Source organism: Sphaerospermopsis aphanizomenoides BCCUSP55 (genome assembly GCF_001586785.1).
Lineage (GTDB): Bacteria > Cyanobacteriota > Cyanobacteriia > Cyanobacteriales > Nostocaceae > Sphaerospermopsis_A > Sphaerospermopsis_A aphanizomenoides_A.
Map to the genome: position 1 here is coordinate 14,866 of NZ_LUFH02000017.1, position 15,440 is coordinate 30,305.

A 15,440-nucleotide genomic window follows, 5' to 3' on the forward strand; every position below is an offset into this window, starting at 1 on the left:
TGACTTTTGACTTCCCTCAGGGTGTCCTGATTCTGCCACAAGCACAAACAAGAGTCTTTAGGGGTTGACAAAACATTTTAGACTTGCTAAAATAACTTTGAGAAGGCATACCTATCTGGTAATAAATATGTTAATCAAAAACTGGTAGGAGTTTAGCAGTGCTAAACCCTTACTTATAGACAAAACTAAACATATCTTTAGATATAAATAATGCAGAAAATTCCAGTTGGTAGTCGGAGTTACAGCAAGTGGGGATCATCCGATGTTAAGTTTGCTTGTGTAATGTAAAATTGTGGCGTAAAAGCTCCTCAGCAGTTATGGCTCAAATCTTAGATCCTCTACCACCGGAGCAATCGGGGAAGTTTCTCTGCTGCTACGTAAATGCCACGAGCAAGATACAGGTAGCTCGTATCTCCAATATTCCTAACTGGTATTTTGAAAGGGTTGTGTTTCCTGGACAAAGGCTAGTGTTTGAAGCCCCGAAAGAAGCTCAAATGGAGATTCATACGGGAATGATGGCAAGTGCGATTTTATCGGATACAATTCCATGCGATCGCCTTGCACTTAGTGAACCTAGTAGTGATGAGGGTGATAAAGACTCAGCACCGGGAATAAAACCAACAAACACCAATGTCAAGGTGTCCGCAATTAATACAAAAATTGAAGATACCACAAAACCTTTACAAAGTATCAAATCAGGTATAAAAATTCACCACTCACAGCATGAGTTTTTATTGCACCTAGGAGTATGACCACTGGGAATGTTTGACACTGGCGGGGTTTAAAAAATCGTTGCATTAGCATCTGTTGATTAAAAAAACAATTTTTCTTAATTAGAGGTTTGCTGAACTCAGCAGCCTTTTTTATTTACAACCGCTGATAGCTGAAAGCTACTGTAAAATCAGGTATCTTGGTACTTGGAATATGAATCATGCTCCTGTCAACTGGTTCGCTAAAACATTTGCAACTCAGAATATTTACAAAAGTGCCACTACGAATTCTGTTGATTGTGCCATTTGTTTTACAAACGGTGGGAGTAGTCACACTGGTGGGCTATTTGTCTTACCGTAGCAGCCAGGAAACTGTGAAGAAGTTAGCAGATCAATTAATCACGGAAGTGGGCGATCGCATTGATCAGCATCTAGATAGTTATTTGGGCAAAGCCCAGAAAATCAACCGCACGAATGTGGATGCCTTCGAGTCAGGAATCTTAGACTTCAATGATTTTAACGCTCTGGGTAAATATTTTTATCGTCAGGTGCGATTTTTTAATTTTACCTATGTCAACTTTGGCAGTAAAGAGGGAGGGTTTATTGGTGCAGGTTATGGGTTGGGTAATAAAAAGATAGACATAGCAGAAATTCCCAAATCTGACCCAACCAAGTTCCGCTTTTACTCAGTAGATAACCAAGGTAATCGGCTATCTCTAGTAGCTACCCTGAAAAACCCCCAATACTCTAATTTTGCCTGGTATTCAGAAGCTCTCAAAGCTGGTAAGCCAGTCTGGAGTTCCATTTACACTTGGGGCGGTTTACCTCATCGCATCAGTATTTCCGCCAGCACTCCTGTCTATGACTCAAAGAAACAACTACTGGGAGTTCTCGGTATTGATTTGGAACTCTCACAAATCAGTCAATTTCTGAAAACACTACATGGCAGCCGTTCCGGTCATATTTTCATCATCGAGCGTTCCGGGTTAATTGTTGCTAGTTCTGAGGATGAATCACCAGCACCAATAATTAATGGACAAGCTACAAGACTTCAAGCTTTAAATAGTCGTGAACCTGTGATCCGTGAAGTTACAGAAGATTTAATCCAACGGTTTGGCAGTTTGCAAGCTATTTCCCAGTCACAAAGTTTCCGCCCTGCGTTAAAGCAAAAACCCTTTGTCAGAGTTATGCCCTACCGGGACAGTTATGGCTTAGATTGGCTCGTTGTGACAGTAATTCCCGAATCAGAATTTATCGGAGAAATTTATACTAATGCCCACAGAACCATTTTACTCTGTGGCTTGGCGCTGATCATTGCCATTGCCACCGGTAGCCTGACTGCATACTGGATAGCTAGACCGATTTTACAATTGAGTCAAGTTAGTCAAGCTATGGCCAAGGGAGAGTGGCAAGATTCTTTATCTGAAGACATAGCGATCGCAGAATTGAAGGTTTTAGCAACATCATTTAACCAGATGTCTGCTCAAATCAAAAAAAGCTTTCAGGAATCAGAAAACAAATTTGCTATTATTTTTCAGACTACTCCTAACCCGGTTTGGATTGCCACATTAGCAGAAGGTAAATTTTTGAATGTTAATGAAAGTTTTTGCCAGTTTTTCGGAGATATTTCCGAAAAAATTGTGGGTAAAACCTGTACAGAATTACAATTGTGGGAAAATATAGAAGATCGGGATTATTTGAAACAAACTTTAATTAATGAAGGGAATATCCTAAATTTTAAAGTAGTAATTCGCACTGCTTATAAAAAAAATAAGACTGTTCTCATGTCAGCTAGGGTGCAATTCTTAGGTGAAGAGGATTGTCTGATTGGTGTGATGAAAGATGTTACCGATCTCTACGCAGAGCTTCGCTTACGTAAACAAACTGAAGAAGCCTTACAGAAAAGTGAAGCCATGTTGTTAGAAGCCCAGCGGGTTGCCCACATTGGTAACTGGGAGTATGAAGTAACGACGGGTAAAATTACTTGGTCTACTAATCTATTCCAGATTTTGGGACGTGACCGGACACTGGGTGAACCTACCTACCAAGAAAATTTGCGGCTTTATCATCCAGAAGATGCCGAACTACTACACCAGACAGTTCAGCGATCGCTCGCTACAGGAGAATCCTATCAATTGGAACTGAGGGTTGTGAACCCAAATGGCTCTTATCGCTATATCGAAGGTAGAGGTAGGACGGAAATTAATGCCCAAGGACAAGTGGTTCGGCTGTTTGGCACAGTCCAAAACATTACCCAGCGTAAACAAGCAGAAGAAAAACTGCGCAAAAATCAACATTTCATTGAAAAAATTACCTATCTAACACCAAACTTACTTTATATTTACGACTTGATTGAGCAACGTAATGTTTACATAAATCGTTATGTTGAGGAAATATTAGGCTATTCTGCTCAAGCTATTCAGGAAATGGGAGCTAATTTATTTGCCACTATTTGTCATCCTGATGATCTAAATTACATCTATGAAAATATACTAAAATGCTATAATCTCCAAGATTATGAATTCATTGAAATAGAGTATCGTGTGAGGGACGCTCAAGGTAAATGGCGCTGGCTTTATACTCGAGATACGGTGTTTTCTAGAACGGCAGAAGGCAATGTTAAACAAATTTTAGGAACATCCCAAGATATTACTGATCGCAAACAAGTAGAAGTAGAACTGAGGAAAAGTCGAGATTTAAGAGAAGCAATTTATAACGAATCTACTGATGCAATTTTTTTAGTTGATGTTCCTAATCCGTTAATTCTCGATTGCAATCGCCGCGCTGTGGAGATGTTTGAAGTTGAAAGTAAAGAAAAACTGATTGGCATTAAAGGGCAGAGTTGGCAAAAACAACAATTCACTGAGGATGAAAAATCAATGATTGTTGAGGAAGTAGCTAAGTTAGGTTTTTGGAGTCAAGAAATAGAATATGTGACTCAAACAGGTAGGAATTTCTGGGGAAATATGGCAGTCAAACGGATAAATATAGCTAGTAAAGTTATTGATTTAGTGCGAGTTACGGATATTAGTAAACGCAAAAAAGCAGAATTAGCCCTGCGGCAAAGTGAAAAGCGGTTACAGGAGATTTCTGCATCATCGCCAGGAGTAATCTATATCATTGTCAAACGGTTGGACGATTCTTTATATTACGAATATGTTAGCCACGCATTTGAAGATATTCATGAAATTACTGTTGAACAGGTACTTGAAAATCCCCAGCTTTGTTTTCAGCAGTTTCATCCTGATGATTACCCTGGTTATATGGAAGCTGCGATTCACAGTTTAGAAACTATGTCTCCTTTTAATTATGAGTGGCGTATTATTACCCCTTCCGGCAAACTCAAGTGGGTAAAAGCTAGGTCTAGACCAGAACTGCGGGAAAATGGAGATATTGCATTTTATGGTGTTGTGTTAGATGTAAGCGATCGCAAGGAAGCAGAATTAGCCTTACAGGAAGCAGAAGCAAACCTCAGACGGGCAAACCAAGAACTAGAACAACTGGTAAATATTGATGGGTTAACACAAATTGCTAATCGGCGGTGTTTTGACCATCGCTTAGAACAAGAATGGCAGCGACTATACCGAGAACAACAACCTTTATCTTTACTGTTATTTGATGTCGATTATTTTAAACGCTATAACGATTACTACGGCCATCAACTAGGGGATGAGTGCCTGATCATAATCGCTCAAGCCATACAGCAGGTGGTGTTTCGTCCAGCGGATTTGGTGGCTCGTTATGGTGGGGAAGAATTTGTAGCGATTTTACCAGATACTGATATTGAAGGAGCGATCGCTGTGGCACAAAAAATTCATGCTGCTATTCAAGCATTAGCTATTCCTCACCAAACATCTGAGGTGAGCGATATAGTAACAATTAGCCTGGGCATCACCACCATAACACCTACTTCTGAACTATCACTGGCCACTATCATTGATCAAGCAGATCAAGCCCTCTACCGTGCCAAACAACAGGGACGCAATCAGTCCGTGATATTCTCCTTTGAGGAGGGATAAGGGTCAGGGGAGGGAATTTTAGATTTTAGATTTTAGATTGGAGTTGACAAAAACAATCCAAAATCCAAAATCCAAAATTGAGAACTCCTGATAGCGTTCGCGCAGGGTGGCGTAAGCCATACTCCTTTTTTCATTTTGAATTTTTAATTTTCTACTATGCACCTACCTTCTTTCTTATGGTTATGGAAAATAGCCGCCTGGTCTATGGGGTTGTCAATTTTAGCCTATGCTTTTTTAGGTATGACTGGTTTCTGGTTATGGCAAGTGAGAAATACAGGACGTTCTCCTATAGGTGTGGTATTACCAAGCGTCAATAACATAATCAAAACTTTTCATTACACCATCGGTATCACTATGGTTAGTCTGGTCTTACTACTTCTAGCCATTGGCATTGTTGGCACTTTAGGACATTTTGGTTCCTTAGGTCACTCTTCACACTTAGTGGCTGGGTTGATAGTCGTAGCTTTGGTTTTAATATCGGCTTTTAGCGCCACTCAAATTAGTGCCAGAAAACCTTGGGCTAGACCTTTACATATTAGTTTGAATATTGTTTTATTTGCAGGTTTTGCTTGGGTATCTCTCACTGGTTGGAGTGTTGTACAGAAGTATTTACCATAGTTGGGTAATTGGTAATCAGGCAAAAGCAACAGGTAAAATAAATAGGGATTTTAAATTTTTTAGTTTTAATTCTCACCTATGCGTTTGTTATTAGTTGAAGACGAACAAGATTTAGGAAGTAGCATTTATCATGCCCTAATTAAGCGTGATTATATAGTAGATTGGGCGGAAGACGGAGAGACGGCTTGGGATTATTTGAATGCTGTACCTTCAAGATATGAAATTGCCATTTTAGATTGGATGTTACCAAAGTTGTCAGGATTGGAATTGTGTATAAAATTAAGAGCGCAGAAAAATCAATTGCCAGTTATGTTATTAACGGCCAAGGATAGTATGAATGACCGTGTAACAGGTTTAGATGCAGGAGCAGATGATTATCTTATCAAACCCTTTGGCATGGAGGAATTATTAGCGCGAGTTCGAGCATTACAACGACGATTGCCAAATTTTCAACCACCACAATTACAAGTAGGTGGTTTAATGTTGAATTATAGTAATTTTTCAGTTGTGAATGTAGAAAGAGATAATTATTCACCTATTATCCTCACAGCTAAAGAATTTCAACTTCTAGAATATTTGATGCAGCATCCCCAACAAATACTCACCCATGACCAAATTCGCGCCAGACTTTGGGATTTTGAAAGTGATAATGTGAGTAATGTTGTGGCTGCACAGGTAAGATTACTAAGACGCAAATTATCAGAATGTGGTTTTCCCAAAGCAATCGAAACTATCCGGGGTTTGGGTTATAAATTGATAATTGATAATTGATAATTGATAATTGATAATTGATAATTGATAATTGATAATTGATTTTTTTTAACTAATTTCTTCAGACACAAAGTTTACGGAAAAATGAGTATATGAATATTTTTTGTGGATAATAGATTTATAATATATTGTTTATGGATTATAATTTTATTTTTGACTATTCGCGGTTTAAGTTGGCTATTACTTATGCGGGGGTTATGGGTGCAACTTTATTAATATGTGGTTATGGCGCTCATATTGTGATGGTTAAAGCTTTTACCCGCACTATTGACCGTGAATTAGAAGTTTTAGGAAGAATATTTGAAGATAAGTTGAAACCTCAGTTACATATTCCAGGAGTTTTACCTTTTAATATTAAAAATTCTTTACCAGAAATTTGTTTTAAAAAACAATCCTGTGCAGAAATCAACTCTGAATCCTCAGTGATGAGTCTATTGTCAGATGGTCATTATGTTAGATTATTAAATTTAAATGGTGAAGCTATTGCTGCTTTTTATAATTCTCCCGATGAGTTTCCTAATAATATTGATCTCAATTATTCCTATGATATCACAAATCGTCAGAGTGAGTTATATCATTTACATTTAATGCCTTTGGTCATTCATGATAATCAATTATGGGGTTATTTACAAGTAGGACGCTCAATACAAAGATTAAATCATTATATGAATAGTTTACATTGGTTATTAGGATTGGGTATTCCCTTTTCTATGATCATAATTGGTGGTGCGGGTTGGTGGTTAGCAGGTTTAGCTATGCAACCAATTGAAAAATCATATCAACAATTACAAAAATTTACGGCTGATGCTGCCCATGAATTAAGAACTCCTATTTCATCTTTACAAACAATAGTTGAAACTAATTCAATTCAACCAGAAACTAAACAAGCTCTGCAAAGACAAATCAACAGATTAATCATATTGACACAGGATTTATTACTCTTATCTAGATTAGAAAGTGGATTACAAGAAGCCAAATGGCAACAAATTTGTTTAAATGATTTAGTGGAAGTTGTTGAAGAAGAATTAATGCCAATGGCAATGGAAGCAGAAGTTATATTATCCAGTAATATTCCTGAGAAATATTATGTTTATATTCAAGGTAATGAAAGTCAAATTTATCGTTTGTTATTAAATTTAGTGAATAATGGCATTAAATATACACCCATGGGTGGGGAAGTAAAAATTAATCTCTCAGCCAATGGTTATCAAGGTATAATGACTATTACAGATACAGGAATTGGTATTCCTGCTGCTGACATTCCCCACATTTTTGAGCGATTTTATCGAGTCAATACTGATCGTTCTCGCAAGACTGGTGGTTCGGGGTTAGGTTTAGCGATTGCTTTGGCAATTGTGCAAATGCACAAAGGCAAATTAGAAGTAGAAAGTCGGGTTGATATCGGTACTATATTTACCGTGATTTTGCCACTCGTTTCCAAAGTAAACAACTAACTTCTACTATCATTGATGTGATCATAGCAATAGCGGCTGAGGTCGCACCATTGAGACCGTTATTAATAGCGAAACTGGCAATTATTAATAAAGTTCCTGTTCCTAACCAAGTAAAAAGATTCACATGACCTGTGCGACTTTCACTGACTAAAAAACCCTGAGTGGCATTTTGTAATGCTACCAATAATGGGACAATGGTACAGATTAAAATTACTGGTTTGATGCTATTAGCTAGAGTCAGATCATTACCGATAAAACTTTCAACGATGCGATCGCCTACAGGTGTTACACTCATCAATAATAATAAAGCAGAACAAGCACTACCGACACTAATAGCAAAAGTCAATAATTGGCGATCGCTCACTTGATGACGATATTTAATCACAATTTGCTGTACCATGCGGGTAGAATTGGCAATTACTAACACCAGTCCCCATGCAGCAGACCAAGCAGCAATCGCAACTGTAGCATCTTTAGCACGGGCAAGAATGCTAATTAATATCGCCCTTCCTCCCCAAACCACCATCATAGAATTAGCTAAGGGTAAATAGAATTTCCACACCTGTGCTAAATTTCGGGGTAAATTGGGTTGGGTAACTGTTTCTGGTGGTATGCTTGCTCCACTTCGATGTGCAAAAATTGTGACAGCTATAGCTTCGACGATCACACCACCGATCAGGGCAATTCCAGCAAGTACACCTCCAGATATTTGTAATAAAAATCCGATGCTGAGAATTACTGCTAATGTTAATAACCTGAAAATACTGGCTTTGGCAACAGCGCGGGACTGACCATGATAAATTAATAATCCCTGGAAATAACGCCGCCAGGCGATCGCAAATGGCCAACCACAAGCTATTAATAACACCTGACTAACTGTAGCCAACATTGCCGATGGAATACCCAACAAACTCAAGCCAACAGAATTAAATATGACAGGTATTCCTAACAAACCTAATAAAAAACTTAGTCCTGCACCTGCAAATAATGTAAATCGCCATAATGCTTTGCGTGAATCTTGCGAACCGGCTAAAGCATTAGCAGCGTGCAGAATCATAATAATCGGACTTTCAAAAAATATTGCCAAAGACTTAGCCGTACCTACAGCCGCTATATTCACCTGAGCATCAGGAAGATGAGCTAAAGTAGTAGTCATCATTGGATCACCACAGGCCATAGTCACATCACTCAGGGATAAAGGCAAAAATTCCCGCCATAAAGTCCCTAAATTCACTTTTTGAATTTGCGGTTCTTGTAATTTCACTTCTACTTCCTACCGAGAATATCCAATGGTACAGGTAGCAGGTTAGCAATTGCTGTGAGCAAATTGCCATTTTGCAGGATGTCGATATTGTGTGCTGTTAACCAATCGGCGTTATAAACTGTTTCTAAATAGCGATCGCCCCGATCAGGATTTAGTAACAGCATAGTTTGAGGTTGAGTGAACCTTTGGGCATCCGCTAAAGCAGCGGCGACAATTGCACCAGTGGAAGCACCTAACAGCATTCCTTCCTGTTTAGCCAAAGCATGACAAACTGAAAACGCCAAAGCATCATCCACGTTATAAGCAGCGTCTAACACTTGCGGGTCAAAATTGGGGGGAACGAAGGACAAACCCAGTCCAGTCATCTTATAGGGGTGTCTGGGTGTACCAAAAATTGCCGATCCAGCCACATCTACACCAATAATTCTGGTTTGGGGATAATACCTTTTAAAGTAGCGACTAATACCACCTAATTGTCCGGCTGTACTCACACCAACTGCTATAGCATCTGGCGCACCACCGAAAGCAGATTCAATTTCTCGTGCAGTCCAGATTTCATGGGCATCAGTATTAGTAGGATTTTTATGTTGACAAGGATACCAAGCACCGGGAATATTAGCAGCTAATTCCTGGGCTTTTACCATTCTTGCTACCTGCATTGAACCTTGAGCATCAGCAGCACTCAAAGGCACTTCAACAAGTTCTGCACCATAAGCAGTGAGCATCCTTCGCATAGTTACAGGAGTTTTAGCATCAATGACAATCATCACCCTGTAACCTTTAGTTGCACCCACAATTGCTAACCCAATGCCAAAGTTACCAGAACTAGATTCAACAATTGTACCTCCTGGCATTAATAAACCTTGTTTTTCGGCTTCCGCCACAAGATAAGCCGCATTTTTTTCTTTAATACTGCCACCGGGATTGCAAGATTCTAATTTTAGATATAAATGATGATGTTGACAAATTGGATGAATTTTATTTAACCGGACAATAGGAACTTTACCTAATGCTTCTGTCACCGTTGCAAATAGGGGTGATGCTGGTAAGCTGGTTCTAAAGCTTGGTTCTGGAGAGTAAATAAGCATTTTTATTAGCTCAATACTGTTCATCTCTCAAGATGCCAACTCAAAATGAAATCAAGATGAAATAGATGGGTGATGCAATTTTAGATTTTGGATTTTGGATTTTAGATTGGTAATTGGTGATTGATCATCAAATCACTATTACCTATTCCTTCTTTACTGTCACCTGTCACCTATCACCTGTCACCTGTCACCCAAATTTTTGTTTAGAATAAGAAAGAAAAATCATGAAAATCGAGCCGTGACAGCAAACTCAACCAATACTTCAACTTCTGTTTTTCGCTTGTCTCCCTTGATTAGAATTACTCTGTTAACTTTATATGTAGCCTTGACAGTTCCCTTACCCTTTTTAGCGGAAGTCACCAAAGCACCCACACCACCTACATTATTGTGGGTAGGAATTAGCATTGGTTTTGTAGGACTATATGCGGTGTTGACGGAAAGAGTGATGATAAATGACCAGGAAATTCAAGTTACCTATCCTGGGTGGGTTCCGCGCTTTTTTCGTAAAGGTTGGTCTTTAGCTTGGTCAGATGTCAAAAGCTTAAAACCCCGCACTACAGGTCAAGGAGGTTTAGTGTATTATTTTCTGAGCCAAGACGGAAAAGCTTATTTATTACCCATGCGTGTAGCTGGTTTTAACAGATTAGTGAATATCGTTCAAGCAAAAACAGGCATTGATACTACAGATGTTCGCCCTTTAGCCCAACCTTGGATGTATGTGATTTTATTCTGTTGTACTCTGTTACTGTTATTGGTAGACGCTTGGACTATTAATACAGCAATTGGTTATTAGTCATTAGTCATTAGTCAGTAGTCATTGGGCATTGGGCAAAATCAAGTCAAAAGTCAAAAGTCAAAATTAAATAACTCTTTTCTCCCTGCTCCCTGCTTCCCCTGCTTCCCCTGCTTCCCCTGCTTCCCCTGCTTCCCTTACACCCTACACCCTACACCCTACACCCCACACCCTTACACCGATGCTCAGGCTAGAGCAAGTTAATCTGTTTACGAGACTGAAAAGTCAAGTTCAAAATAATCTGCCAGGATACCCAATTTTACAGGATATTTCTTTTGAAGTATTTCCTGGCGATCGCATTACTATTGTTGGTACTGCTGGTGCTGGCAAAACTTCTTTGTTGCGTCTCATCAATCGTTTAAATGAACCTACCAGCGGTAAAATCTATTTAGAAAACCAAGAGTATCACCAAATTCCTGTCATTAAGCTACGTCAGGAGGTGACACTTGTACAGCAAGAATCTAAATTGTTGGGGATGACAGTTCGGGAAGCCTTGGCTTATCCTTTAGTTTTGCGCGGCTGGTCTAAACAGAAAATTCAGGAACAAGTCGGTTATTGGCAAGAAAAACTGCAAATTCCTGATGAATGGTTAGCAAGAACTGAAGTACAGCTTTCAGCCGGACAGAAACAATTAGTGGCGATCGCCCGTGCCTTAGTCATCCAACCCAAAATTTTACTGCTAGACGAGCCTATTGCCGCCTTAGACCCTGGTAAAGCTTCCCGTTTGATGTACATCCTATGTGAACTCACTCAAGCCCCTGAACAACCCTTTAAAACAGCTATTTTGATGGTAAATCACCAATTAGACCTAATCCAAGAATTTTGTAATCGCTTATTACATCTCCAGCAAGGTCAAATCTTAGCGAATCAACCTGCGTCCCAGATCAACTGGCACGAATTAAAAGCCAGCTTAACCCAAGCAGAACATCAAGCATCAGAGGAATGGTAATTGTTCAAAAGTCAAAAGTCAAAAGTATTACCTGTTTATCAATCAAGAGGATTGAACAAGGAATAAGTTTTTTGTTTTTCCCCTTTAAAGGGGAGGCTTTTAACCCGTTTTTTTTGGTAATTGGGAAAATCGACTTTCCACACCCTACACCCTACACCCTACACCCTGTACCTAAGAACTTTGAGTAGCAAGGGTAGAACGTGGATTACTGAATCTCTCTTTCGCTAACTTTGTTTGTGATTGTGGAACATTGGCGTTCAAAATTTCCATATTAAATCTATATCCGACATTGCGGATAGTTTGAATTAAACTGGGTTGACGCGGATCAAGTTCCACTTTTTTTCGCAGTGATAAAACATGAGTATCAATGGTACGAGGATTATCAATAGCATCAGGCCAAGCGCGACGCAATAATTCCGATCTACTCAAAGGTACTCCCCCAGCTTGCGCTAGAACATACAGCAAACTAAATTCTTGGGGTGTTAAATCAATAAACTCCCCTTGGAATCGGACACGGCGCTGTATTAAATCAATTTGTAAAGTGCCATAATCCAAATAAGCTGGTGCTGTAGGTGTGCGCTTGCGACGGATTAACGCTTCCACTCTAGCCAGAAATTCTTGCATCCCAAAAGGTTTGCTTAAATAATCATCGGCTCCTGCTTTTAAACCAGCAACTACATCTGCTTCATTGTTTCGAGCAGATAGCATCAGAATTAGAGGCTGTTGCTGACGATTTAACCAACGACAAAATTCAATGCCGTCACCATCTGATAAATCCGCATCTAGAATGACTAGGGTTGGTTGGTGGCTTAAAAAAACTTCCCTTGCTTGATAAATACTGGCGGCTTGATGTACTCGGTATTCCAGCTGTTGCAAGTGCCAACCCAGCAACGACCTCAGATGGGGATTCCCCTCAACGATTTCAATACAAACCGAACCCACAGTGGCAAGACCCCTTAGCGTCGATGACTCTCAAATTAACAAGCTCAAGCTTAAGGTTTTGTAGTCTTTGTTACTTCAATTGCTATTATCTTTACATTTAACCATATAAAATCTTGCAATAAATTTAATTTTGCCTTTGCCCGTCTGTGATTGATGAATTTTTTTGGCAAAATTAACAATTTTTTTTTCGCTAATCTTACATCCTCCAGGAGGAGTATAGTAGACTAAATAAACAATCCTGAATTAACCTAGCTCATTAGCTGGACTAATTCTGTCAAGCTCAAAATGTAGGCAAATTGCATTTGTTATTACTAGGTTCTGCTTGTCCGCTAACCATTAAATCACCCTATTCAAAGGCGAAATCATAAAAATAGTTTACCAAACCATCTTCTGCGGGGATTTCTAGAATAGGATCTAATTCAGTTCTTAGCTGCTGGGGGGTCAAACCCAACGTCACAATCTTAACTTTGGGTTAATACTTAAGAAAGAAGTTCTACTTCACTTTCAAGCGTAAATCATTTACAATTCTCATTCCAAAGAGAGTAAAACAGCAGTTATGCTCCAAGACACACAAACCATCCGATATTACCAAAGACTTACAGACGCCTTCGTCGAGCTATGGAATCGCGGTTATCGCATGGATGATATGCGGATGTATTTGGATGGATATCTAGCCGCACTGCGACAAAGTAACGCCATAGAACCTTATCTGATTCATCGTCTAGAAGAGGAAGCAGGCCGCTACTTGTACGATGCATCAAACTTTGTTATGGCACAGCCGGAGCCAGAACGACAGCACGGCTACTACTAAAGACAGTTTACCCGTCTATTTGTTGCTACCGTACATTGCCGCAGAAGATCATAGCACAATTTTTGTATTGGTCAACTGTATCCAACGGTAGAAAATTTTGGAAACACTATATACAAGAAGAACATCCCCTTAGTGTTATGCGACTGAGGGGATTTTTGGATTGTATTGTAAAATCATGAGTTGTGAGTATAAACTGTTATATAAAAAAAGCCCCTGAAAATGGTATATACCTCATTTTCATGGACAATTAAAATAGAAAAAATTTATAGCAACAGTCAAGGTGTTTAGGACATCAACAGATGATAAAACCTAGACCCTAAAAGCCTTTTAACTGGAGTCACCTGTCTAGAGTCACCTGTCACCGGCTATAATATTTTAGGAAGCTAGTGTGACTTCCACCAGTTCCTGCAATTCGCCACTTTGATACATTTCAATCAAAATATCAGAACCGCCAACAAATTTACCATCAATGTAAACTTGAGGAATTGTTGGCCAGTCAGAATATTCTTTAATGCCTTGACGAATTTCATGGTCAGAGAGAACGTCAACTGTTTCAAAAGGAACTCCCAATGTATTGAGGATCTGGACAACATTGTTAGAGAAACCACATTGAGGCATTAACTTGTTTCCCTTCATGAAAACCATAATCTTGTTTTGTTGTACCAAGTTATCAATTTTCTCTTTGAGTTCTGGAGTCATGGTTTTTTACTTCCTTGTTGCTAAGATTCAAAAGTCAACCTATTTTGGATTTTAGATGTGGGATTGATTGGATAAGAGCAGGTGCATCTTGACAGAGTTGAAAGTTTGTTTAGCTCTTAGTTTTGCTATCTGCTGATGTTTTAATCATCTTGGCTTTTACTACAAATCAATCCACAATTGGCTTCTTCAATCTAAAATCCCTGGTTGAATAAAATTTTTAGATTTTGATTTGTGAAATGAAGGTTTTTTATTCTCACTTCAAAATCTAATATTGCAAATCTAAAATTATTTTATTGCTTGTCAAGTGGTGGGAGTGGATGTTTTGAGAGCCAAGGCATGAATTGCTTCAGTTGACATAGCTTGCCGCAATGCACCATAAACTAACTGGTGTTGTTGGACAAGTTTCTTACCTGCAAACTGCGATGAAACTACTGTCACCTGATAGTGATCACCACCACCAGTCAAGTCTTGCACTTGAACTTCTGCATCAGGCAGTTCCGCCTTGATCATTTCCTCAACCTGCTGCGGACTAATCATCGCAATTCCTGAAAAAACTTACTTCTCTATTATTATCAGGGAACAGGGAATAGGGAACAGGGAATATGAGAATAGTTATTTTTATTCTGCTCACCCAGCCTACCCATTATGCCTGCTTCCCTACACTCTACTCCCTATTTTGAACCTTGTCGTGGATAGGCTGTATCTACAAAGCCTAATTCAAAAAGTTGTTGATAGGCTTTTTTGCCTAATTCCCGTGTAGGGTTTTGACTCTTAATAATTTGAATCAATAACGGCACTGCCAGTTCTGGTTGATTTAAGGCGCGATGTACTAATGCTAACTGATAAGTCGCTTCATCTCGCTTTTGGGCAGTATTTAGGGCATTTTTCCGGAGGACATCAGAGATTCTAATGTCAATCCCGGCGAAACTGGCGTTTAAGTCTTGGTAGAAATTAGATAGCTGATTATAAACTTGACGTGCTTCTTGGAGTTTTTTAGCAGCTAAGTTGTAGTTTTGACCGGAAACAGCTTGTTCTGCTTCTTTCATCAAGCGATCGCCACCTGCCATGCTTAAGATACTGTTATTTTGGCTGGTAGGACGCAGGGTGTTAGGGTCATTACCATCAATAGGTTGTGCTTGGTTTGCGGTGGGTAACTGTGCTACCTGAGCCTGCACAGGTGATAGCAGGCCAAGGACTGCTATGAGTGATAGAGAAGTAGCAGCAAGGTTCATGAGGTGAATTAGTGTAACAAGTCTCTAAAAAATTTATCCAAACTTCAGGTATCTTAACTCGGTTTGTTTCAGATACAACAAAGCAGATGG

Annotated in this window: 14 protein-coding genes; 8 read left to right on the plus strand and 6 right to left on the minus strand. The window is 39.2% G+C overall.

Going from position 1 to position 15,440, the window contains the following annotated elements:
- Positions 1-317 precede the first annotated feature (317 nt).
- From A0J48_RS06390 to rppB, 5 genes are all read left to right on the plus strand, one after another.
- A complete protein-coding gene (locus A0J48_RS06390; protein ID WP_200321388.1) occupies positions 318-752 on the plus strand; it encodes a DUF1830 domain-containing protein in 435 nt (144 codons plus the stop codon).
- Positions 753-985: 233 nt separating this feature from the next.
- On the plus strand, positions 986-4,729 hold the full coding sequence (locus tag A0J48_RS06395; protein ID WP_200321390.1) for a diguanylate cyclase domain-containing protein: 3,744 nt from the start codon (positions 986-988) through the stop codon (positions 4,727-4,729).
- Positions 4,730-4,885: 156 nt separating this feature from the next.
- Entirely contained in the window at positions 4,886-5,347 is a 462-nt protein-coding gene (locus A0J48_RS06400) for a DUF4079 domain-containing protein (protein WP_200321392.1), read from the plus strand.
- A 78-nt stretch (positions 5,348-5,425) separates the two neighbouring features.
- On the plus strand, positions 5,426-6,118 hold the full coding sequence (gene rppA / locus A0J48_RS06405) for a two-component system response regulator RppA (RefSeq protein WP_200321394.1): 693 nt from the start codon (positions 5,426-5,428) through the stop codon (positions 6,116-6,118).
- 134 nt (positions 6,119-6,252) lie between these two features.
- Positions 6,253-7,572 carry a two-component system sensor histidine kinase RppB gene (rppB, locus tag A0J48_RS06410; protein ID WP_200321396.1) on the plus strand — a complete coding sequence of 440 codons (1,320 nt, stop codon included), beginning with the start codon at positions 6,253-6,255 and terminating at the stop codon, positions 7,570-7,572.
- On the opposite strand, the gene A0J48_RS06415 is transcribed toward rppB, so the two are convergent.
- On the minus strand, positions 7,532-8,836 hold the full coding sequence (locus tag A0J48_RS06415) for a hypothetical protein (protein ID WP_200321398.1): 1,305 nt from the start codon (positions 8,834-8,836) through the stop codon (positions 7,532-7,534). The genes rppB and A0J48_RS06415 overlap by 41 nt on opposite strands.
- A gap of 2 nt (positions 8,837-8,838) precedes the next feature.
- A complete protein-coding gene (locus A0J48_RS06420) occupies positions 8,839-9,924 on the minus strand; it encodes a PLP-dependent cysteine synthase family protein (protein WP_200321400.1) in 1,086 nt (361 codons plus the stop codon).
- A 238-nt stretch (positions 9,925-10,162) separates the two neighbouring features.
- Here A0J48_RS06420 and A0J48_RS06425 point away from each other — a divergent pair, with 238 nt between their 5' ends.
- Positions 10,163-10,717 carry a hypothetical protein gene (locus tag A0J48_RS06425; RefSeq protein ID WP_200321402.1) on the plus strand — a complete coding sequence of 185 codons (555 nt, stop codon included), beginning with the start codon at positions 10,163-10,165 and terminating at the stop codon, positions 10,715-10,717.
- Between the two features lie 181 nt (positions 10,718-10,898).
- A complete protein-coding gene (locus A0J48_RS06430; protein WP_200321404.1) occupies positions 10,899-11,666 on the plus strand; it encodes an energy-coupling factor ABC transporter ATP-binding protein in 768 nt (255 codons plus the stop codon).
- 171 nt (positions 11,667-11,837) lie between these two features.
- On the opposite strand, the gene A0J48_RS06435 is transcribed toward A0J48_RS06430, so the two are convergent.
- Positions 11,838-12,608, minus strand: a complete 771-nt coding sequence (locus tag A0J48_RS06435) for a response regulator transcription factor (protein WP_200321406.1) — start codon at positions 12,606-12,608, stop codon at positions 11,838-11,840.
- Positions 12,609-13,164: 556 nt separating this feature from the next.
- Between A0J48_RS06435 and A0J48_RS06440 the strand changes: the two genes are divergently transcribed.
- Entirely contained in the window at positions 13,165-13,419 is a 255-nt protein-coding gene (locus tag A0J48_RS06440) for a DUF6761 family protein (protein ID WP_200321408.1), read from the plus strand.
- A 375-nt stretch (positions 13,420-13,794) separates the two neighbouring features.
- Here A0J48_RS06440 and grxD read toward each other — a convergent pair whose 3' ends face one another.
- From grxD to A0J48_RS06455, 3 genes are all read right to left on the minus strand, one after another.
- Complete coding sequence (grxD, locus tag A0J48_RS06445; protein WP_200321410.1) at positions 13,795-14,118, minus strand: Grx4 family monothiol glutaredoxin; 324 nt, start codon at positions 14,116-14,118, stop codon at positions 13,795-13,797.
- 300 nt (positions 14,119-14,418) lie between these two features.
- A complete protein-coding gene (locus A0J48_RS06450; RefSeq protein WP_200321411.1) occupies positions 14,419-14,655 on the minus strand; it encodes a BolA family protein in 237 nt (78 codons plus the stop codon).
- A gap of 134 nt (positions 14,656-14,789) precedes the next feature.
- Positions 14,790-15,350 carry a hypothetical protein gene (locus tag A0J48_RS06455; protein WP_200321412.1) on the minus strand — a complete coding sequence of 187 codons (561 nt, stop codon included), beginning with the start codon at positions 15,348-15,350 and terminating at the stop codon, positions 14,790-14,792.
- Between the last annotated feature and the right edge of the window lie 90 nt (positions 15,351-15,440).